At 73.5% G+C, this 20,279-nt stretch carries 15 protein-coding genes; 9 read left to right on the plus strand and 6 right to left on the minus strand.

Annotation, left to right across the window (positions count from 1 at the left end; translation table 11 throughout):
- The first annotated feature begins 261 nt into the window (after window positions 1-261).
- The 4 genes from Q4C85_RS10925 to Q4C85_RS10940 all read left to right on the plus strand — a co-directional run bounded on the left by Q4C85_RS10925 (window position 262) and on the right by Q4C85_RS10940 (window position 6,231).
- The gene (locus tag Q4C85_RS10925; RefSeq protein WP_303142068.1) at window positions 262-1,293 is read left to right on the plus strand and encodes a bifunctional riboflavin kinase/FAD synthetase; all 1,032 of its coding nucleotides are present in this window, start codon (window positions 262-264) and stop codon (window positions 1,291-1,293) included.
- A gap of 235 nt (window positions 1,294-1,528) precedes the next feature.
- The gene (gene rpsO, locus Q4C85_RS10930) at window positions 1,529-1,798 is read left to right on the plus strand and encodes a 30S ribosomal protein S15 (protein WP_303142046.1); all 270 of its coding nucleotides are present in this window, start codon (window positions 1,529-1,531) and stop codon (window positions 1,796-1,798) included.
- Window positions 1,799-2,278: 480 nt separating this feature from the next.
- Window positions 2,279-4,642, plus strand: coding sequence for a polyribonucleotide nucleotidyltransferase (locus Q4C85_RS10935; RefSeq protein WP_303142048.1), 2,364 nt, complete (start codon window positions 2,279-2,281; stop codon window positions 4,640-4,642).
- Between the two features lie 224 nt (window positions 4,643-4,866).
- On the plus strand, window positions 4,867-6,231 hold the full coding sequence (locus Q4C85_RS10940) for a pitrilysin family protein (protein ID WP_303142051.1): 1,365 nt from the start codon (window positions 4,867-4,869) through the stop codon (window positions 6,229-6,231).
- 760 nt (window positions 6,232-6,991) lie between these two features.
- Here the strand turns inward: Q4C85_RS10940 and Q4C85_RS10945 are convergent.
- Window positions 6,992-7,117 carry a hypothetical protein gene (locus Q4C85_RS10945; protein ID WP_303142053.1) on the minus strand — a complete coding sequence of 42 codons (126 nt, stop codon included), beginning with the start codon at window positions 7,115-7,117 and terminating at the stop codon, window positions 6,992-6,994.
- A 162-nt stretch (window positions 7,118-7,279) separates the two neighbouring features.
- Here Q4C85_RS10945 and dapB point away from each other — a divergent pair, with 162 nt between their 5' ends.
- Window positions 7,280-8,032, plus strand: a complete 753-nt coding sequence (gene dapB / locus Q4C85_RS10950) for a 4-hydroxy-tetrahydrodipicolinate reductase (protein WP_303142055.1) — start codon at window positions 7,280-7,282, stop codon at window positions 8,030-8,032.
- Between the two features lie 257 nt (window positions 8,033-8,289).
- Here the strand turns inward: dapB and Q4C85_RS10955 are convergent, their stop codons facing one another.
- Window positions 8,290-8,958, minus strand: coding sequence for a GNAT family N-acetyltransferase (locus Q4C85_RS10955; protein WP_303142057.1), 669 nt, complete (start codon window positions 8,956-8,958; stop codon window positions 8,290-8,292).
- Between the two features lie 67 nt (window positions 8,959-9,025).
- Between Q4C85_RS10955 and dapA the strand changes: the two genes are divergently transcribed.
- Window positions 9,026-9,922 (plus strand): 4-hydroxy-tetrahydrodipicolinate synthase, encoded by an 897-nt coding sequence (gene dapA / locus Q4C85_RS10960; RefSeq protein ID WP_303142058.1) that lies wholly within the window; start codon window positions 9,026-9,028, stop codon window positions 9,920-9,922.
- A gap of 94 nt (window positions 9,923-10,016) precedes the next feature.
- Here dapA and Q4C85_RS10965 read toward each other — a convergent pair whose 3' ends face one another.
- The 3 genes from Q4C85_RS10965 to Q4C85_RS10975 form a co-directional block, all read right to left on the minus strand.
- A complete protein-coding gene (locus Q4C85_RS10965) occupies window positions 10,017-11,765 on the minus strand; it encodes an AMP-binding protein (RefSeq protein ID WP_303142060.1) in 1,749 nt (582 codons plus the stop codon).
- On the minus strand, window positions 11,762-13,684 hold the full coding sequence (locus Q4C85_RS10970; protein WP_303142062.1) for an AMP-binding protein: 1,923 nt from the start codon (window positions 13,682-13,684) through the stop codon (window positions 11,762-11,764). Before Q4C85_RS10970 ends, Q4C85_RS10965 begins: the two co-directional genes overlap by 4 nt.
- A 144-nt stretch (window positions 13,685-13,828) precedes the next feature.
- Window positions 13,829-16,192, minus strand: a complete 2,364-nt coding sequence (locus tag Q4C85_RS10975) for an AAA family ATPase (protein ID WP_303142069.1) — start codon at window positions 16,190-16,192, stop codon at window positions 13,829-13,831.
- 399 nt (window positions 16,193-16,591) lie between these two features.
- Between Q4C85_RS10975 and Q4C85_RS10980 the strand changes: the two genes are divergently transcribed.
- Window positions 16,592-17,524, plus strand: coding sequence for a PAC2 family protein (locus Q4C85_RS10980; RefSeq protein WP_303142063.1), 933 nt, complete (start codon window positions 16,592-16,594; stop codon window positions 17,522-17,524).
- Window positions 17,525-17,586: 62 nt separating this feature from the next.
- On the opposite strand, the gene Q4C85_RS10985 is transcribed toward Q4C85_RS10980, so the two are convergent.
- Window positions 17,587-18,333 carry a spermidine synthase gene (locus Q4C85_RS10985; RefSeq protein WP_303142070.1) on the minus strand — a complete coding sequence of 249 codons (747 nt, stop codon included), beginning with the start codon at window positions 18,331-18,333 and terminating at the stop codon, window positions 17,587-17,589.
- A gap of 197 nt (window positions 18,334-18,530) precedes the next feature.
- Here Q4C85_RS10985 and dinB point away from each other — a divergent pair, with 197 nt between their 5' ends.
- The gene (gene dinB / locus Q4C85_RS10990; protein ID WP_303142065.1) at window positions 18,531-19,790 is read left to right on the plus strand and encodes a DNA polymerase IV; all 1,260 of its coding nucleotides are present in this window, start codon (window positions 18,531-18,533) and stop codon (window positions 19,788-19,790) included.
- 92 nt (window positions 19,791-19,882) lie between these two features.
- The gene (locus Q4C85_RS10995; protein WP_303142066.1) at window positions 19,883-20,260 is read left to right on the plus strand and encodes a DUF3040 domain-containing protein; all 378 of its coding nucleotides are present in this window, start codon (window positions 19,883-19,885) and stop codon (window positions 20,258-20,260) included.
- Window positions 20,261-20,279 lie beyond the last annotated feature (19 nt).

Genomic DNA, 20,279 nt, shown 5'->3' on the forward strand with positions numbered 1-20,279 from the left:
GGGCACTGACAGGCACTGACGGGCACTCACCGGCAGCGAGTCCCGCCGACGGGCGCCGGCCTGCGCTGATCCGGCCCGGGGCGAGGTGCCGTGGCTCTGGCGCGCCGGGCCCGGCCATGGGCACGGGGCGCTCGGACCTCGGGTTCGCAGCGGCGGTCGGGCCGGCGAGTCGCGCTCCTCGGCCAGGTCGTGGCAGGGTGTGTCTCGTCAGGACGGGGGGCCCGAGGCCCGCCAGGCGGAACAAGAACAGGACGATTGGTGATGGAGGTCTGGTACGGCGCCGATGGGGTGCCGGCGGCAGTCAGCGCGCCCGGAGGGCCGGGCAGCGTCGTGACGATCGGCATCTTCGACGGCGTGCACCGCGGTCACCAGGCGATCCTCACCCGGGTGGTCGAGCGCGCCCGGGACATGACGCGTCCCGACGGTTCCCGCCCCCTGGCGGTGGCCGTCACCTTCGACCCCCACCCGGTCCTCGTCCACCGGCCCGAGGCGCACCTGCCGATGGTCGCCTCACTGGCCGACCGCCTGACCTCCCTGGCGACCACGGGTCTGGACGCGGTTCTCGTCATCCACTACACCCTGAAGTTCGCCGACCAGAGCCCCCAGCGCTTCGTGCGCACCTGGCTCGAGGGGCTGCTGGGCGCCAGGGCGGTGGTCGTGGGCGAGGACGTGCGCTTCGGGCGCGGCAACAGCGGTGATGCCCAGTGCCTGCGTGAGATCTGTGCGGCCGACGGCGTGGAGGTCGAGATCATCTCGGACGTCCACGCCCCCGGAGGCCGGCGGTGGTCCTCGACCTGGGTGCGTGAGCTGCTCGAGGCCGGGGACATGCGTGGGGCGGCCGAGGTCCTCGGCCATGCCCACCGGCTGCGCGGCACGGTGGTCCATGGCATGCGCCGGGGTCGCGAGCTGGGTTTCCCCACGGCGAATCTCGAGGCCGCCAGCGCCGGGGTCGTGCCCCCCGACGGCGTCTACGCCGGATGGCTCGTGCGCTCCCCGGGAGCCGGGGGTCAGGACCCCGAGGAGCGGCTGCCCGCGGCCATCTCGATCGGCACCAACCCGACCTTCGACGACGTGCCCACGCGCACCGTCGAGGCACACGTCCTGGGCAGGACCGACCTCGACCTCTACGGCGAGGTGGTCGTCATCGAGCTCGTCGAGTACCTGCGGCCCATGCTCGCCTTCGACGGTCTGGACCCGCTGCTCGCCCAGATGCGCGAGGACGTCGTCGACACCGCGGGCGTCCTGGGCGTGCCCGCGCCCGAGGCGGCCGGTCCCGGGGGCGTCGCGCCATGAGCGCCCCCGGTCCGCCTCTGGTGGACCTGTTGGCCCCGATGGCCCCGTTGGGCCTGGTGGGCCCGGGGGTCCCGTGACGCGGCTCGGCGCTGTGCGCGATGCCACCTCCCGCTGCCTGTGGGCCGGGCGGAGGGCGCTGGTAGTGTGGGCGGGCCGTCCAAGCCGGCCGCGGATGAGTCATGCCCGGGAGAACCCGCCCCGGAGCTCCGCGCAACAACAACCGTCAGGAGTCACCGTGTCGATTTCCCCCGAGCGCAAGCAGCAGCTCATCGCCGAGTACGCCACCCACGAGGGCGACACCGGCTCCCCCGAGGTGCAGATCGCCGTTCTGTCCGAGCGCATCGCCAACCTCACCGAGCACTTCAAGACCCACACCCACGACCACCACTCGCGCCGTGGCCTCTACCTGCTCATCGGCAAGCGCCGCCGCCTCCTGGACTACCTCATCAAGGAGGACATCGAGCGTTACCGCTCGATCATCGCGCGCCTGGGCATCCGCCGCTGAGCGCCGCCGAGCCGTTGCCGCGGCCCCGTCCCCCGCGTGGGGGACGGGGCCGCGGCTCGTTGGTGGACGGTCGGTCACCCGCAGGCCGTCCACGGGCGCACGGCCGCGACCCGCGGGGCGTCCTCGCCCCCGGTGCCCCGTGCCCGGATCGCGCCTCGGGCCGCAGACCCGCGAGGGGCTCAGTGCCGACGGGCCGGAGGCGGCCGATCTCACGCCGCCGCGGCGAACCGGTATCTGCCGGATCCGCTTGTGCGCGCTAAGATCGGTAGGGCTGCGTCCTGCGCGCTCGCGCCGGTGGGACACCGGTGGAGCGCCCCGGGCGCAGGCCCGTGCGCGGGGCAGACACCACGCGCACGGCGGCCGATCCCGTCGGTTTTCGGTGGTGGCCTCCGGAATCGCGCCCGCGGCGCGAGCTCCGTGGGCCTCGATCGAAGGCCACGGCGCGGCCGCTGATCGCACTGAGAAAGAGACACATCGACGATGTTCATTGATGACCCCGAGGTCACCGCCGCCGAGGCAGTGATCGACAACGGAACCTTCGGCACCCGGGTGGTCCGCTTCGAGACCGGGCGCCTGGCCAAGCAGGCCGCCGGCTCCGCCATGGCCTACCTTGACGGCGAGACGGCCATCCTCTCGGCCACCACCGTGGGCAAGCACCCCAAGGACCAGTTCGACTTCTTCCCCCTGACGGTCGACGTCGAGGAGCGCCAGTACGCCGCCGGACGTATCCCCGGCTCCTTCTTCCGCCGCGAGGGCCGCGCCGGTACCGCCGCGATCCTGGCCTGCCGTCTCATCGACCGTCCCCTGCGCCCCTCCTTCGTCAAGGGCCTGCGCAACGAGGTCCAGGTCGTCGAGACCGTCCTGGCCATCCACCCCGACGAGGCCTACGACGTCCTGGCGATCAACGCCGCCTCCATGTCGACCCAGATCGCAGGCCTGCCCTTCTCCGGGCCGGTCGCGGGCACGCGCATCGCCCTCATCGACGGCCACTGGGTGGCCTTCCCCCGCTACTCCGAGATGGAGCGCGCGACCTTCCAGATGGTCGTGGCCGGCCGGGTCCTGGAGTCCGGTGACGTGGCGATCATGATGGTCGAGGCCGGTGCCACGGAGAACGCCTGGGACCTCATCACCGCCGGCGCCGTGGCCCCCACTGAGACCGTCGTGGCCGAGGGGCTCGAGGCGGCCAAGCCGCACATCAAGGCGCTGTTCCAGGCCCAGCTCGAGGTCGCCGAGCGCGCCTCGAAGCCCACCGCGGAGTTCCCGCTGTACTTCGACTACACCGACGAGCAGTACGACGCCGTCGAGAAGGCGGCGGCTGCCCGCGACCTCGCCGCCGCCATCGCCACCGAGGGCAAGCACGCCCGGGACGAGGCCATCGAGGCCGTGCGCGAGGCGGTTCTGGTCGACCTCGCCGAGGCCTACCCGGAGGAGGAGGACGCCAAGGCGCTCAAGGCGGCCTTCCGCACCGTCACCAAAAACCTTGTGCGCCACCGCACCCTGACCGAGGGCGTGCGCATGGACGGGCGGGGCCTCAAGGACATCCGCACCCTGGCCGCCGAGGTCGAGGTCCTGCCCCGCGTCCACGGCTCGGCCATCTTCGAGCGTGGGGAGACCCAGATCCTGGGCGTGACGACCCTCAACATGCTCCGCATGGAGCAGCAGGTCGACGACCTGTCCCCGGTCACCCACAAGCGGTACATGCACCAGTACGTCTTCCCGCCCTTCTCCACCGGCGAGACCGGCCGCGTGGGCGCCCCCAAGCGCCGAGAGATCGGCCACGGCGCCCTGGCCGAACGGGCCCTCGTGCCGGTGCTGCCGGGTCGCGAGGAGTTCCCCTACGCCATCCGCCAGGTCTCCGAGGCCCTGGGCTCCAACGGCTCGACCTCGATGGGTTCGGTGTGTGCCTCGACCCTGTCGCTGCTCAACGCGGGTGTCCCGCTGCGCGCACCCGTGGCGGGCATCGCCATGGGCCTCATGCACGAGGTCATCGACGGCGAGACGAAGTGGGCCACCCTCACCGACATCCTGGGCAGCGAGGACGCCTTCGGCGACATGGACTTCAAGGTGGCCGGCACCCGGGAGTTCATCACCGCCCTCCAGCTCGACACCAAGCTCGACGGCCTGCCCTCCGAGGTCCTGGCCGGCGCCCTGGGTCAGGCCCGTGACGCCCGCCTGTTCATCCTCGACGTGCTCGCCCAGGCCATCGACGGCCCGGACGAGATGGCGCCCACCGCCCCGCGCGTGCTGACCGTGCGCATCCCGGTGGACAAGATCGGCGAGGTCATCGGCCCCAAGGGGAAGATGATCAACCAGATCCAGGAGGACACCGGCGCCGACCTGACCGTGGAGGACGACGGCACCATCTACATCGGTGCCTCCGACGGTCCTTCGGCGGAGGCCGCCCGCGACGCGGTCAACGCCATCGCCAACCCGCAGATGCCCGAGATCGGCGAGCGCTTCGTGGGCACCGTGGTCAAGACCACAACCTTCGGCGCCTTCGTCTCCCTGTCCCCGGGCAAGGACGGCCTGCTCCACATCTCGCAGATCCGCCGCCTCGTGGGCGGCAAGCGCGTGGAGAACGTCGATGACGTCCTGACCGTGGGCGACCGGGTCCAGGTCGAGCTCGCCGAGATCGACCCGCGCGGCAAGCTGAGCCTGCACGCGGTCCTGTCCGACGGGCAGCTGGCCGCGGAGGCCGAGGGCCGTGAGCGCGCCGAGGGTGAGGGCGAGCGGCGCGAACGTCGCCCGCGCCGGGACCGCGCCGAGGGCGAGGACACCGAGCGCCGTGAGCGCCGTCCGCGCCGTCGCCGCACCCGCACGGTGGAGTCCGCCGACGAGGACTGAGCCCGATCGGTGCGCGGGGGCCGGGTGGGGGTGCATGCCTCTACCCGGCCCCCGGCCGTCTCCCGACCGGCCCGCCCCTTCGGCCAGACCCGCCGCCCGGACGCCGGTCCGGCCGCGGCGCGGGCGACCCGGCGCATGCGGCCCGTGTGCCGCGGCGCTACGCCGTCGGCGAGGACGGGTCCTCCCGCGGGGGCCGGTGCCACCGGGGCGGTTAGGCTCGGCCGGTGACCAACCCCTCCACCCGCGGCGACCACGCCGCCACAAACTTCACCGAGGTCGGCCTCGAGCGCGGGGCCGCGGGCGATCCCGGAACCGAGCTCGACCTGGTCGATGACGGTGCGGTCCTGCGCCGGTCGATCCTGCCCGGCGGGGTGCGTGTCATCACCGAGTCTGTCCCCGGGCTGCGCTCGGCGGCGCTGGGCGCCTGGTTCGGTATCGGCTCACGGGATGAGGCCGCCGGTCAGGAGGGCTCGACCCACTTCCTCGAGCACCTCCTGTTCAAGGGCACCGCCACCCGCGATGCCCGGGCCATCGCCGAGGCCTTCGACCTCATCGGCGGGGAGTCTAACGCGGCCACCGCCAAGGAGCACACCTCCTACTACGCCCGTGTCCAGGGCCAGGACGTGACGACGGCGCTCGACGTCATCACCGACATGGTCACCTCCTCCCTGCTCGACCCCGCCGACGTCGAGACCGAGCGCGGCGTGATCGTCTCCGAGCTCGCCGACGCCGCAGACGACCCGGTCGACCTCGCCCAGGAGGCCTTCGCCCGTGCCGCCTTCGGTGAGGACACCCCCTTGGGCCGGCCGATCGGGGGCACCTACGAGACGGTGACGGCGGTGCCCCGTGACGCCGTGTGGGAGCACTACCGGCGCACCTACGCCTCCGACTCCCTCGTCGTGGCGGTGGCCGGCGCCGTCGACCACGACGAGGTCTGCGAGCGCGTCGCCGCCGACCTCGCCGCGGCCGGCTGGGACGCCGCGGCCGGCGCCATGCAGCGCCCGCGCCGCTTCGAGACCGAGCCCTTTGCCCCCTTGGAGGTCCACGACGTGACCGTCGTCAGGCCGACCGAGCAGGCGCATGTCTACCTCACCTGCCAGGGCATCGCTGCGCGTGACGAGCGGCGCTGGACGATGAGCGTGCTGACGACGATCCTGGGCGGGGGCATGTCCTCGCGCCTGTTCCAGGAGGTCCGCGAGAAGCGGGGCCTGGCCTACTCCACCTTCGCCTTCGACACCTCCTACGCCGGTGCCGGGGCCTTCGGCATGTATGCCGGTTGCGCCCCCGAGGACGTCGAGGAGGTCTGCGCGGTCATGTCCGGGGAGTTCGAGCGCCTGGCCGCCGACGGTGTGACGGACCGCGAGATAGCCCGCGCCCGCGGGCAGATCCGCGGGGCGATGGGCCTGGGTGGGGAGGACTCCCTGGCCCGCATGGGCCGTCTGGGCCGGGCCGAGGTGGTGACCGGTCGCCTGCGCTCGATGGATGAGAACCTGCGGCTGCTCGATGCGGTGACGGGGGAGCAGGTGCGCGAGCTCGCCGCCTGGCTGGCCTCCCACGAACGCGCCCGCGCACTCGTGGGCCCCGCCTGACCAGCCTCAACCCCACCGAGATCGGGACATATGGCACCTCGAGATCGGGACATATGACACGCAGGGAGTGTAGGACCGACCTGAGGTGTGCTCGTTTCGTCGCAGGTGGGACCAGGACGCGCCCGAGAAGTTGCCGGCGTCTCTTATGAGTTTCCACACAGTCGGCTAGGCTCGTGCCATCCAGGCACACGCGAACTGTGTGTGGCAGCGACCCTGGGCGGGGGAATACGCTGAACAATCGGACGGTCGCGTCGGTGGCGGCGTCGTATGACTTGGTGCCCCAGACGGTGGGGGACTGGGTCGCCAAATACAAGAAGAACTCTATCAGCCAGGCCGATGACAAGGACGCCACCCAGGTCAAGACGATCACCGCTGCACTGTCTCCGGCCGGGAGAACACCCGCACGGCTGAGCAGCAGGGCCGCCAACCCCGCGTACACCAGCACCGACACCGCACTGCCAACGCGGAGACCACGCGGCAAAACGCGGTGTGTGCCGCCCCATACGAAATGACCATAAGGACGGCCCGACGCGACGAGCAGCTGCAGGACGGCGAGCGCCGTTCGTGCCCAGCGGACCGAAGGTCTCCTCCGCGCGGACCTGCAGGTCGATGCCGTCGACCGCCGTCCTGCTCCTGTACCGCTCGGCCAGGTGCCGGGCATCGACAGCCAGAGGCGGAGTCGCGGCATCCATCATTCGGTTCTCACATCGTGGGCAGTGCTCGGCCGGGTACGTACTGGTAGGGCTCTTCCTGGTTACGGTCACTCCTGAGAGTTCTCGGTCGGCTCGGCGAGTCCGAGCAGCTGGCGTGTCTGGCGCAGCCACTCCCGTTCGGCCTCGGCGTGGACCAGGCCATGGCGCAGGGTCGCCGTCTGCAACAGCCCCATCCGGTCAGACGTTGCCCGGGCGCAGCATGATCACCGCGCACTCACCCGCCCCACCGGGGGCGTGGTCGATCCATGCGGTCAGCGGGCGGTAACCGAGCCCTAACCCTAACCGCCCCACTGACACAGAAAACCTGACAGGCCCCACCCCGATAGGCTAGCGCCATGACCATCCGTGTTGCAGTGACAGGCGCCGCCGGGCGCATGGGATCGACCGTCTGCCGCGCCGTTGAGGAGGCCGAGGGCCTGGAGCTCGTCGCCCGCCTCGACGTCGGTGACACCATCGGCGCCGAGACCCTGAATGGGGCCGATGTCGCCGTCGACTTCACCGTCCCGTCCGTCACCGAGGCCAATGTGCACGCCCTCATCGATGCCGGTGTTGATGTCGTTGTCGGCACCACCGGCTGGGACGAGGAGTCCTATGCCCGTGTGCGCGAGCACCTGGCGCGTCCGGAGGCCTCCGGACGCAGCGTCCTCATCGCCCCCAACTTCTCCCTGTCGGCGGTGCTGGCCATGGCGATGGCCGCTAAGGCGGCCCCGTACTTCGAGTCGGCGGAGGTCATCGAGCTCCACCACCCGGGCAAGGTCGACGCCCCCTCGGGCACGGCGCTGGCCACGGCCTGGCGCATCGGGGACGCCCGTGCCGAGGCCGGCCTGGGCCCCGTACCCGACGCCACCCAAACCGACCCCGACGGGTCCCGGGGAGCGGTCGTCAACGGTGTCCACGTCCACGCCGTGCGCCTGCGCGGGCTGACCGCCCACGAGGAGATCGTGCTGGGCAATCCGGGGGAGCAGCTGACCATCCGCACTGACTGCTTCGACCGGGCGAGCTTCATGCCCGGGGTCGTCCTGGCAGTGCGCGAGGTCGGGGCCCGGCCCGGACTCACGATCGGCCTGGACGCCGTCATGGACCTGTGAGGGCCCGCCGGAACCGGGGACGCGGTCCGGTGCAGCCCTCGATGAGTGGTTCCCAGGGGTGGGGAACGCAGGCTGGGCTGGCCGGCTTCGATCGGTCGTCCGCGACGGTCCGTGTGCCGGCTCGCGTCGTGGCGGTGCTCCTCGAACCGCGAGATCGGGACATATGACACCTCGAGATCGGTGAGGGGAGGGGCCCGGCCGCGGCTCACCATCGGCTTCGACCCGCTCCTCGGCTCGTGAGCCCGGACTGGTCCTGCTTACATGAGGGCTGCCCAGCACTCCTCGACCACCCCTCGGCCGACCGGGAGCTCACGGTGTGATCCGGTCAGGGTGAGCCCGGCGCCGCCGAGAAACCCGGCGAGGGAGGCGTCGCCCCGCGGTGCCCAGGCGAGCAGGACCTCGGCTCCGACTACCCGGGCGTGGTCGGCGGCCGCGGCCAGCAGCCGCGAGCCGTGGCCCTGGCGCTGGTGGGCGGGGTCGACGGCGAGGGCCGTCAGCTCGACACCGCGCTGGCCCGGCCCCTCGGCACCATCGGGCGGCGTGCCGTGGGCCGGGGCCAGCCCGACCAGGCCGACCACCCGGCGGCCCTCCTCGTCGTCCTGGGTGGCGACAAGCACGTGGTGCTCCGGGGACGGGGGCTCGAGAACCGCCTGCTCCCAGCCGGCGGTGATGACCGGTGCACTGACCATGGCCCGCACCCCCTCGGGCAGTACCTGCCCGCCGTGCTCGGTCTGATGCGCCGCCTCGAGCGAGGCGAGTATGGCGGCTGCGTGGAGGCGCCCCATCGCCTCGAGGTCCTCGGGCCGGGCCTCGCGCACGAAGCCGCCGGGCCGGCCAGGGTCCGCCGGACTGCTTCCGGCCGCTGGCGACACCGGATCGGCGGAGGCGGGGACCGTGTCGTCGCTGTGGGACGTGGAGTGGGACATGGAGCGAGCCTAACCTTGCCCCTCCAGAGCTCCGCATGAGCGCACCAGATCTCGTTAGGCTGCCCCCATGAGCGCACTGCCCTCCCGGTCCTTCGGCTCCGTCGGCGTGGCCATGGTCACGCCCTTCACCCCCGAGGGGGAGGTCGATGTCGTGGCCGCCCAGAAGTTGGCCGTCACCCTTGTCGAGGACGGCGCCGACATGATTCTGCTGTCGGGAACCACCGGGGAGGCGCCCACCACCCACCTGCCCGAGAAGCAGACGCTGATCCGGGAGGTCGGCGATGCCCTGGCCGGGCGCGCCATGCTCGTGGCCGGTGCGGGCTCCAATGACACCGCCCACGCGGTGCGCATCGGTGTGGGCTCCCAGGCGGCCGGCGCCCAGGGGCTGCTCATCAACGCCCCGTACTACAACCGCCCCAGCCAGGAAGGCGTCTACCGCCACATCATGAGCGTGGTCGAGGCCACCGACCTGCCCGTCATGGTCTACGACATTCCCGGGCGCACCGGGGTGCGTATCGAGGATGACACCCTGGCGCGCCTGGCCGAGCACGACCGTGTCCTGGCGGTCAAGGACGCCACCGGGGACGTCGAGCAGGGGTTCCAGCGCATGGAGGCCACCGGCCTGGAGTATTACTCGGGCGACGACGGCCTCAACTTCGCCTGGCTGGCGCACGGCGCCTCGGGGGTCGTGTCGGTCGTCGGTCACGCCGACGCCCACTCCTGGCGCGAGATGATCACCGAGGTCGACGCCGGCGATCTGGCGGGGGCGCGGGCGGTGGCCCAGCGGATGCGCCCCCTCGTGCGCGCCATCATGGGCGGCGGGCAGGGGGCGGTCATGGCCAAGGAGGCGCTGCTCCTCCAGGGGCGCATCCCCTGCGCCGAGCTGCGCCTGCCGCTTGTGCGCGCCGGCGCCGACCAGGTCGCCGCCCTCAGGGCCACCCTGGAGGCCTGCGGCCTCCTGTGAGGCCCACCGAGGCGGCGGCCGGCCTGGGCGGACCGCAGCCCTGCGCAGGCCGCCGCTGCCACATGGCGCCGACCTGTGCGATGGGCGGCACCGGTCACGTACCGGCGTCGGCCGCCAGAACCTGTTCCCTGACCTCGCGGCGCAGCACCTTGCCGATGACCGAGCGGGGCAGTTCCTCGATGATCTCGAGGCGTCGCGGCAGCGCGTAGCGGGGGAGCGCCCCCTCGGCGTGGGCGCGCACCTGCTCGAGGGTGACCTGCGCACCCGGCTCCAGGACGACGGCGGCGCACACCGTCTCCCCCGAGGCCCCGTCGGGCAGCCCTACGACCGCGACGTCGGCCACGCCCGGGACCGTGCGCAGAGCCGCCTCGACCTGGGTGGGGTAGACGTTGAAGCCTCCGGTCAGGATGAGCTCGCGCTTGCGGTCGGCCATCCACAGGAAGGAGTCCTCCCGGCGCACCATGTCACCGGTGCGCAGCCACCCGCCCGGCAGCATCGCCGCCGCGGTGGCTTGCTCGTCGCGCCAGTAGCCGGCGAAGACCTGCGGGCCGCGCACCAGCAGCTCACCGGGCAGGCCGTCGGGAACCTCGCGCTCGGGGTCGGGGTCGTCGGGGTCGACGACGCGCACATCGGTGGACGGGAAGGGCAGGCCCAGGGCGCCCAGCCGCCGGCTGGCGCCCATGGGGGTGCCCGCGACGATGGGGCTTGTCTCGGTCATCCCGTATCCCTCGACGAAGAAGCCTCCGGTGGCCTCCTCCCAGGCGGACCCCACGTCCCGGGGCATGGGCGCGGCCCCGCACACCCCGTAGCGCAGGGTGCCCAGGTCGACGCCGCCCTCCTGGGCCGCGTGCAGGATCCGCTCGAACATGACCGGCACCCCCACGAAGAAGGTGACCGGTCGTCGGCGGTGGGCGGCCAGGACCGCCGAGACGTCGAAGCTCGGCAGCATGACCTGGGTGGCCGCCTTCTGCACGGCGCAGAAGAGGTTGAAGGTCAGCCCGAAGGCGTGGAAGAAGGGCAGCAGCGCCAGGAAGGTCTCGCCGCCCTCGTGGAGCATCGGCACCCAGGCGATCGCCTGGTTGGCGTTGGCGCGCAGGTTGGCGTGGGTGAGCATCGCCGCCTTCGGGGTGCCGGTCGTGCCTCCCGTGTGGAGCAGGACGGCCAGGTCCTGGCCCTCCGGGGCGGGCCAGGACGAGGGCAGGCGGGAGGCGGCGGCGACCTCCCGGTCCCACGAGCGCACGCCCGCCGGCAGCGAGCTCGCCTTGAAGGTGGCGCGGGTCGAGCGCGCCCGTGCTACCGGCAGGCGCAGGGCCGCGCGCAGGCGTGCCGGCATCGCTGCGGACAGGTCGACGGCGAAGACGGTGCGCCCGCCCAGGAGCCCCGGCCCATGGCCACCGGGGCCCAGGAGTTTCTCCACACCCTTCTCCCAGGCGATGACGACCCGCGCGCCGTGGTGGTCGAGCTGGTCGCGCAGCTCCTCGGCGGGGGCCAGCGGGTTGTGCTCGGCGACCACCGCACCCAGGCGCAGCGCGCCGTAGACGGCTGCGACGTGCTGGGGGCAGTTGGGCATGATGAGCGCCACCCGGTCTCCCCGGGCGACCCCGGCCTCGCGCAGCATCTGGGCGGCGCGCTGCGAGGCCGCCAGCAGCTCGCCGTAGGTCAGCTCGGCCCCCATGAAGTCCAGGGCGACGCGGTCGCCGTAGAAGGAGGCGGCCGTCTCGAGCAGCTCGCCCAGGTGCCCCTGCGGGACCTCGATGAGGGCGGGCACGCCCGGCAGGTAGTGGGGGCGGTGGAAGGCGGCGCAGTCCGGGGCCGAGGTCGCGGCCTCCGCCGGCCCGCTCACCGGTCGTCCTCGCCGGGGAGGGGCTCGGCCCGACCAGGCCGCTCGGCATCCACGGCTGGTGTGCCGCCGGTCGAGCGCGCCTCGCCCGCCTCGCCCAGGCGGCTGACCAGGGCGGTGGCCGCGCTGTGGGAGGCCGATGCGGCGGCGTTCGCGGCGGCGCTGGCCGCACCGGAGGCGGCCTCCCGGGCCGCCAGGAGCTCCTCGCGGACGACCCGGCGCAGCACCTTGCCGATCTGGGAGCGCGGCAGCTCGGACAGGATGGCGATCTGGCGGGGTAGGGCGTAGTTCGACAGGGTCGCCCCCGCCCACTCACGCACCTGCTCGAGGGTCACGTTCTGCCCCTCCTTGGGCACGATGGCGGCGACGACCGACTCATGGCCGGAGTCCGCGGGCAGCCCGACCACCGCGACGTCCTCGACCTGGGGCATGGAGCGCACCGCCGCCTCGACCTCGGTGGGGTAGACGTTGAACCCCCCGGAGTCGATCAGCTCCTTGCGACGGTCGGCGATGACGTAGAAGCCGTCGGCCTCCTGGCGCACGAGGTCACCGGTGCGCAGCCACCCGCCGGGCAGCATGACTGCCTCGGTCTCCTCGGGGTTCTCCCAGTAGCCGGCGAAGACCTGCGGGCCGCGCGCGACCAGCTCGCCGACCTGGCCGGGGGCCACCGCGGCGGACGGGTCCTCGGGGTCGACCAGCCGCACCTCGGTGGAGGGGTAGGGGATGCCCAGGGCCCCGGGGCGCCGCTCGGGGGAGATGGGGTTGCCCAGGATGATGGGGGAGGCCTCGGTCATGCCGTAACCCTCAATGATGACGCCGCCGGTGGCCGCCTCCCACGCCTGGGCCACGGCAGGCGGGTTGGCCGCCGCCCCGCACACGGCGATCTTGCAGCTCGACAGGTCGGCGCCGGTGGCCTTGGCCCGGGTGACGATCCGGTCGAACATGACGGGAACTCCGGGGAAGAAGGTCGCCGGGCGGCGCTTCCAGACGGCCAGGACCATGTCGGCACCGAACTTGGGCAGCACCACCTGGGTGGCCCCCAGCCCGACCGCGCACAGCAGCGACAGGCTCAGCCCGAAGGCGTGGAAGAAGGGCAGGACGGCGTAGAAGGTCTCCTCGCCCTCCTGGCAGGTCTGGGAGGCCCAGGCCAGGGACATCTCGGCGTTGGAGCGGGCGTTGGCGTGGGTGAGCCTGACCGCCTTGGGTGTTCCGGTCGTGCCGCCGGTGTAGAGCAGGACGGCGACCTCCTCGACCTCCGGCAGCGGGTGCCCCGAGGCCAGCGGAGCCGAGGCCTCCACGAGCCCGTCCCAGGAGGCCACGCCCTCGGGCACGGGTGCACGCAATTCGCGGCGCCGGGAGCGGGCGGCCGCCACGGGCAGGCGCAGGGCGGCCCGGCTGGCCCACGGCAGGCCACGTGACAGGTCGACGGCGTGCACCGCCTTGCCCCCCAGGCCGGCGGCGCTCAGGGAACCGGTGGCCTGGACCACCCGAGCCAGGGTCTTCTCCCAGGCGATGACGACGTGGCCGCGGTGCATCTGGAGCTGTTCACGCAGCTGGGCGGCAGGCGCCAGCGGGTTGTGCTCGGCCAGGACGGCCCCGATGCGCCACGCCGCGTAGGCCACGACCACATGCTGGGGGCAGTTGGGCAGGATGACGCCGACGACGTCGCCGCGGCGCACGCCGAGACGACGCAGGGCCTCGGCGGCCCGGGCGACCTGTTCGCCCAGGCGGCGGTAGGTCGTCGTCCGGCCCATGAAGTCCAGGGCGACCCGCTCGGGGTACCGCCGCACCGCGGCGTCGAGCATCTGCGACAGCGGCTCGGTGACCGGGGCGATGGTCCCCGGGACCCCCGGGGCGTAGTGGGGTCGCCGGTCCTGCTCGGCGTCGACGGACGAGGGACCGACCTCGTCGTGGCTGCTCACATCTGTTTCCTTCCACGGCTGTACCCACGCCCCGGGGCCTGGGGCACAGGGGTGGCGCAACCGTAACCTACGGTGCCGTAGCCTCGCGAGATGACGCGGTTCGGCCCGTCGGCCGGGGCGTGCTGGGCGGCCGGCCCCGGACGGTCACAGCCCCGGGGGCAGGGGCAGGCGGGAGACCACGCGCAGCCGGCGGGTGGGGCGGGTCATGGCCACGTAGAGGTCGCCCGGGCTGACCCGGCCGACACGGGCGGGGTCGACGAGCACGACGGTGTCGAACTCCAGGCCCTTGGCCAGCCGGGGGCCCATGACCGCCACCCGGCTGCGCAGGACGTCCCCGCCGGGGGCCTCCATCGCGTGCGCCAGCCCGGGGTCCTGCCCCAGGAGGGCGGCGACCGGCCCCGCGTCGGCCTGGTCGGTGATGACGGCCAGGCGCCCGCCTCCGGCTCCCAGCGCCTCGTCCAGGCGCCGGCTCTCGGCGAGGACCGCCGCCAGCAGCCTGTCGGCCCACACCTCGTCGTCGGTGGCCGCCTCGGTCGACGACAGGTCCTCGATCTCCAGGCAGTCGGGCAGGTCGCGCACCGAGCGCACCGGATAGACGGGGGGCTGGCCCAGTGCGGTCAGGAGGGACTCGGCCGCCTCCATGACCGTGGCCGGGGTGCGGTAGCACACGGTGAGTACCTCTTCGCGCAGCGGCGTGGTCGGTGCGGTCCCGGAGCGCCCCGGCCGACCGTGCGTGCCCAGGGCCGACAGGACCTGGGCCCACGAGCGAGGCGGGTACGGCCCGGAGTACTGGTCGAGGTCGCCCACGACGGTCAAGGATCGCACCGGGCAACGGCGGGCCAGGGCCCGCCAGGCCATCGCCCCGAGCTCCTGGGCCTCATCGACGACGATATGGCCGTAGGTCCAGGTCCGGTCGGCGCGCGCCCGCTCGGCCAGGGTGAGGGAGGGGCCGTGGTCCTCCATGCGGTCGGCGAGCATCTCGGCGCTGACCATCCCGCCGCCCAGCTCCTGGGACTCGATGGCCTGGGCGGCGTAGGCCACGAGGTCGGCGCGGCGTCTGGCCTCCAGGCGGGCGCGGCGGGCCTCGGCGTCGGCGCTGGGACCCAGCAGCTCGGCCAGCTCGTCGATGAGCGGCACGTCGGCCGGGGTCAGCTCCGAGCCGGCCGGCCGGGTCACGAGCCCTCTGCTCGAGGCGTCCAGCTCGGGCGCCAGGCGGGCAAGCAGGGCGGGCCGGGCCAGCAGGCGCTCGAGCAGCCCCTCAGGGGTCGTGGGCATCCAGCACAGGTTGATCTCCCGCCGGGCGTCCCGGGAGGTGCGGATGTCCTCGCGGATCCACGCCCGGGTGTCGGCATCGGTGGCGTCCTGGCGGGTCGCCGCGGCGAACTGGTCGGTCAAGCGCTCCAGGAGCCACAGCACGAAGGTCTCTCGGGCGAGGTTGTGGGGCTTGCCGCTGCGCCGGGCACGGGCCTGCGCCTCGCGCACATCGGCCGGCTCGAGGCTCAGGGTCCTGCCCTCGACACGGATCGGTCGGGGGGAGTCCGGCAGGCGTTGGAGGTCGCGCACGGCGCGCTGCAGGATCCGGGCCCACACGGAGCGCGACTTGACCTCGGCGACGGCCGCCGGCTCGGTGCCGCGGGCGCGCACCCCCGGGAGCAGGTCGGCCAGGGTGGTCGAGACCACCCCGGTCTCGCCCAGCGAGGGCAGGACCTGCTCGACATAGCGCAGGAAGGTGCGCGAGGGACCCACGAGCAGCACCCCGGAGCGCTCGAGGCGCTCGCGCTCGGCGTAGAAGAGGTAGGCCACCCGGTGGAGGGCGACCGCGGTCTTCCCGGTGCCCGGGCCGCCCTGGACGACGAGCACGCCCCGGCCGTCGGAGGTGACGACACGGTCCTGCTCGGCCTGGATCGTGGCGACGATGTCGCCCATCCTCCCGTCGCGCCCGGCGGACATCGCGGCGATGAGGGCGCCCTCGCCCTGGAGGCCCTCGACGTCGAGGCGCTCGCCGGCACGGGGGGAGGAGTCCAGGGCGCCGACGTCGATGAGCTCGTCCTCCACGCCCCGGACCGTGCGGTCGGCGGTGTCGATGTGGCGGCGCCGCACGAGCCCCATCGACTCGGAGGCGGTGGCTTGGTAGAAGGCCCGCGCCAGGGGGGCGCGCCAGTCGAGCACGACCTCCCGGTACCTGGAGTCCTGCAGGCCGGTGCGCCCCACGTAGTGGCGCAGCCCCCCGTCGGTCACCGGGCTGCCCGACCCGCCCCGGGAGGGGCCCGTCTCGGCGACGGCGGGGGAGGCCAGGTCCATCCGTCCGAAGACGAGCCGCTCCTCGACACCCTCCAGGGAGGAGATGATCGAGGCGTAGTGCGCCGCGTAGGCGTCGCGCTCCCCGCGCGCCTGGTGCGTGCCCGAGGCGCCACGGGCCTCGGTGGCGGCCAGGGACCGTCGGGCGGCCTCGAGCTGGCGGTCGAGCTCGCTGTAGGCCAGGTCGACGACCTCCTGCTCGGCGGCCAGCTCCCGCTGACGGCCGGTGTCCCGGGTGCTGCCGGCAGAGCCGGCCGCTGCGGCGCGTGCGGAGTCGCTTGACAGGTTCACATGACCTCTCTGGGGCGCGGACGTTGCGCAGCCACGGCTGCGCACGGGCGGCGCGACCGTACCACTGGTCGTGCCGGCGACTGCCGGACGGCCGGGGCACGGCGCGAGGCCGTCCATTATGAAGCACGGTCGGCACGCGACGGGCCAAGGCGCCGCCCGACGGAGGCGGCCGGTGCGACGCGAGGCTCACCGCGGTCGGGAACAGGCGCAGGGCACGCGGCGTTGCTCCGGTGTGGGGCACGGGCGATGGCCCCTGAGGACCGCCCCACCCGGCCCCCGTCACGCGGATGGGGCACACCGAGCTCGGAAGGAGGAGCAATGCGAACGCTGTACACCATGGAGCACCCGGCCGAGGAGCCGGTATCTCCCCGCGTTCTCCTGCACCACTTCGATGGGGCGATGGACGCCGGGCACGCGGGGTCGCTGGCGGTCGAGCAGCTGCTCCTGACCCTGCCCCACTCCCGGCTGGCGACCTTCGACATCGACCGGCTCGTGGACTACCGTGCCCGGCGGCCGGTGATGAGCTTCGACACCAACACCTTCAGCGAGGTGGTCATGCCCCAGCTCGTCCTGGACCTGGTTCAGGACGACGACGGCGAGGACCTGCTCGTCCTGCACGGGGCCGAGCCCGACTACCGGTGGCAGGAGTTCGCCGAGGCCGTCACCCACCTCGCGCTGTCGATGGGGGTGACCCAGGCGATCGGCGTGGGCGGCATCCCGATGGCCATCCCACACACCCGGCCCACCTATGTCCACCTCCACGGCTCCCAGCCCGAGCTCCTGCCCTCCCAGCCCGAGGTCTTCGGGCGTGTCGAGTTTCCGGCCTCGATGAGCGCATTCCTCGAGCTGCGCCTGGGTCAGGCGGGCCTGGACTCCCGGGGCGCCTCGGCGGCCATCCCGCACTATGTGGCGCGGGACAACTTCCCCCAAGGGGCCTCGGCGCTCCTGCGTGCGGTGACCGAGGGCACCGGCCTGGCGCTGCCCGTCGGCGACCTCGAGGCGGCCGCGGCCGTCAACCGGGCCGAGATCGACGCCGAGGCGGCCAGGCAGCCCGAAGTCACCGCCGTGGTCTCCGCCCTGGAGGCCCAGTACGACGCCATGGCGCCGCAGGCGGGGGCCGCGGCGGCGCAGCCCGGTCCGGGGGCCGACCTGCCCAGTGCCGATGAGATCGGTGCCCGGCTCGAGGCCTTCCTCGAGGCCAACGAGTCCGACCCGGACCCCGGACGCCTGGGCCCCGGTCCGCGGGGCTGAGACCCCCGGGACGCGGGCGCGGCGGGTCGCCCGCGGCCGTCCCCGAGGGCCGCGGGGTCGGCTCAGGGGCGGGGCAGGGCCGGGTCGTCCGCGGCCCAGGCGCGCACCGGCAGGGGCAGGCGCCGCACCGCCAGGTCGACGGCGCGCGCCGCGGACTCGTCGAAAGGGGCGCTGCGCGCCACTATGACGAGGTTGCCGCGTCGCTTCCCGCGGGCCACCGCTGGGTCGGCCAGGACCATGACGCCCCCGAAGACCCCGCGCGCGGCCTCCAGGTCGGCCCCCGCCGTCCGGCGGGGCGTCGAGCTCGTGTTGGCCAGGTACAGGCCGCCCGGCGCCAGGGCGCGCAGGCACCCGGCGGCGAAGTCGCGGCTGAGGCAGGCCCCGGGCACAGCGCCCGCGGCGAAGACGTCGCGCACGACGACGTCCCACTCCCCGGCCCGCAGCCGGGGGACCTCGGCCGCGGCATCACCCACGCGGATCCGCAGGCGCGGGGCGCGCGGCAGCTCGAACCACTGGCGCACCCGCTGGGCCAGGACGGCGTCGAGCTCGACGGCCAGCTGGGTCGATCCCGGGCGGCTGGCGTCCCAGGCTCGCGCCAGCGCGCAGGCCGCCCCGCCCAGGTGCACGGCGCGCACCGCGCCACCCGGACCGTGCAGCGCGCTGAGGGCGGCGTCCATCTGCTGGTGGTACTCGAAGTCGAGGTGCGCCGGGTCGCGCAGGTCGATCCACGAGGACTCCGTGCCGTCCAGAAGCAGCAGAACCCCCGAGTCGTGGGCCTGGAGCTCGGCCGTCGCCAGGCTCGTCGGCACCGGTCCGACCGGAAGGCCCGACAGGCTCCCGGTCCGCGCGCGCCGGGAGCCCGACGGTCCGGAGCGGTCCTGCCTGCGTGCCACCCCGGCAGGATAGTGCGCCACCATGCCGGTGCGAGGTCGGTGCGAGACCGGTGCGAGAGGTGTCGCGGCCACGCGCTATCGTGGCCGCAGGCCGCAGAGGGGAGGGACACCCGATGAGCCGGGCACCGCGGGCGCAGGCGGCCCGCCGATCCTGGGGGGAGGACGACTCCGCCACACCCATCCTCCATGTCGACATGGACGCCTTCTTCGCCTCCGTCGAGCTGCTCGACCACCCCGAGCTGGTCGGCAGGCCCGTCATCGTCGGCGGCACCTCCGGCCGCGGCGTCGTCTCGGCATGCTCCTACGAGGCCCGGGCCTACGGGGTCTCCTCGGCGATGTCGATGGCCGAGGCCCACCGGCGCTGCCCCCAGGCCGTCGTCCTGCCGGTACGCCACCGCCTCTACTCGGCAGTCTCCCGCCGCGTCATGGAGGTGCTCGACGAGGTCACCCCCCTGGTCGAGAAGGTCAGCGTGGACGAGGCCTTCCTCGATGTGTCGGGCTCCCGGCGGCGCATGGGCCCACCGGTGCAGATCGGCCGGTGGATCCGCTCGGAGATCCGCTCGCGGGTCGGCGTGCCCGCATCGGTGGGCATCGCCGCCACGAAGTTCGTGGCCAAGATCGCCTCCTCTCACGCCAAGCCTGACGGCATGCTGCTCGTGCCCCTGGAGGCCACCCAGGACTTCCTCGACGTCCTGCCGGTGGGGGCCCTGTGGGGGGTGGGGGACAAGAGCGCCCAGGTGCTCGCCAGATGGGGCATCACCGACGTGCGCACCCTCGCCGCCACAGACGTGCGCCGTCTCGAGAAGATCCTGGGACCCGCGGCCGGGAGGCACCTGAGCAGACTCGCCCACGGCGTCGACCCCCGGCCGGTCAGTCCCGGGCGCGAGGAGAAGTCCGTGGGCACCGAGTCGACCTTCTTCGACACGATCACCGATCGCGCCCACGCCCGCCGGGTCCTGCTCGACCAGTGCCACCAGTGTGCGGCGCGCCTGCGCGCCGGCGGCCTGCGAGCGCGCGTCGTTGTTCTCAAGGCCCGCGGGGCCGACTTCACGACCGTGACGCGCTCGCGGACGCTGAGTGCGCCGACGGACCTGGCCCGGGACCTCTTCGGCGTCATTGAACCGCTTTTCGAGGCACTGCCCCCGCCTCCCGGCGGCTACCGGCTCCTGGGGGTGCGGGTCGAGGGGCTGTCCCGCGCCGAGGACGGCGTCCAGCTCGGCCTGGACGACGATCCGCGCCGTGGGGCGCCGGAGCGGGCGGCGGACGCGGTGCGCTCCCGGTGGGGTCGCTCGGCGGTGGCGCCGGCAAGCCTGCTGTCCGGCGCGCGCCCGTCCGGATCCGGACACGATCCGGTTTCCCACAGGTCACGCTGACCGCCTATCCTGGACAGGTGCCCCGGGGGAGGCGACGGCCGACGACGCAGCGCGGCCGGCCCCGGGTGCGTCCTAGGAAGGGGAGGTGCACCATGGCACTGACGGAGCGGGAGCAGCAGGTGCTGCGCGACCTCGAGCAGCAGCTTCACAGCGAGGACCCGTCCCTGGCGCAGACCATGGACCGCGTCGAGACCGTGGGCCGTCCCTCCCCACGCCACATCGGTGCCGGCGTCGCCCTCGTCCTCATCGGGTTGACCGTCGTCGTCGTCGGCGTCGCGGTAGGGCATGGCCCGGTGTCCATCGGCCTGGGCCTGGCCGGCTTCGCCCTGGCGGTGTGGGGCGTGACACTCATGCTCACGCGGGTCGGAGCCCCGCAGGGCTGCCGGCAGCAGAAGGCGCCGCGCACGACCTCATCCTTCATGGACCGCCAGGCCCAGCGCTGGGAGCGGCGCCGCGACTCCGAGCACTGACGAGCACCGACGAGCACCG

The sequence above is a fragment of the Actinomyces sp. genome (genome assembly GCF_030524025.1).
In the GTDB taxonomy this organism is placed as follows: Bacteria; Actinomycetota; Actinomycetes; order Actinomycetales; family Actinomycetaceae; genus Actinomyces.

What these genes read in the sequence shown, in the direction of transcription:
- Q4C85_RS10935 (WP_303142048.1), top strand. Translation starts at nt 2,279, where the DNA reads ATGTTCATTGATGACCCCGAGGTCACCGCCGCCGAGGCAGTGATCGAC.
- Q4C85_RS10955 (WP_303142057.1), bottom strand. Translation starts at nt 8,958, where the DNA reads ATGTCCCACTCCACGTCCCACAGCGACGACACGGTCCCCGCCTCCGCC.
- dapB (WP_303142055.1), top strand. Translation starts at nt 7,280, where the DNA reads ATGACCATCCGTGTTGCAGTGACAGGCGCCGCCGGGCGCATGGGATCG.
- dapA (WP_303142058.1), top strand. Translation starts at nt 9,026, where the DNA reads ATGAGCGCACTGCCCTCCCGGTCCTTCGGCTCCGTCGGCGTGGCCATG.
- dinB (WP_303142065.1), top strand. Translation starts at nt 18,531, where the DNA reads ATGAGCCGGGCACCGCGGGCGCAGGCGGCCCGCCGATCCTGGGGGGAG.
- Q4C85_RS10995 (WP_303142066.1), top strand. Translation starts at nt 19,883, where the DNA reads ATGGCACTGACGGAGCGGGAGCAGCAGGTGCTGCGCGACCTCGAGCAG.
- Q4C85_RS10980 (WP_303142063.1), top strand. Translation starts at nt 16,592, where the DNA reads ATGCGAACGCTGTACACCATGGAGCACCCGGCCGAGGAGCCGGTATCT.
- Q4C85_RS10945 (WP_303142053.1), bottom strand. Translation starts at nt 7,117, where the DNA reads ATGGGGCTGTTGCAGACGGCGACCCTGCGCCATGGCCTGGTCCACGCC.
- Q4C85_RS10925 (WP_303142068.1), top strand. Translation starts at nt 262, where the DNA reads ATGGAGGTCTGGTACGGCGCCGATGGGGTGCCGGCGGCAGTCAGCGCG.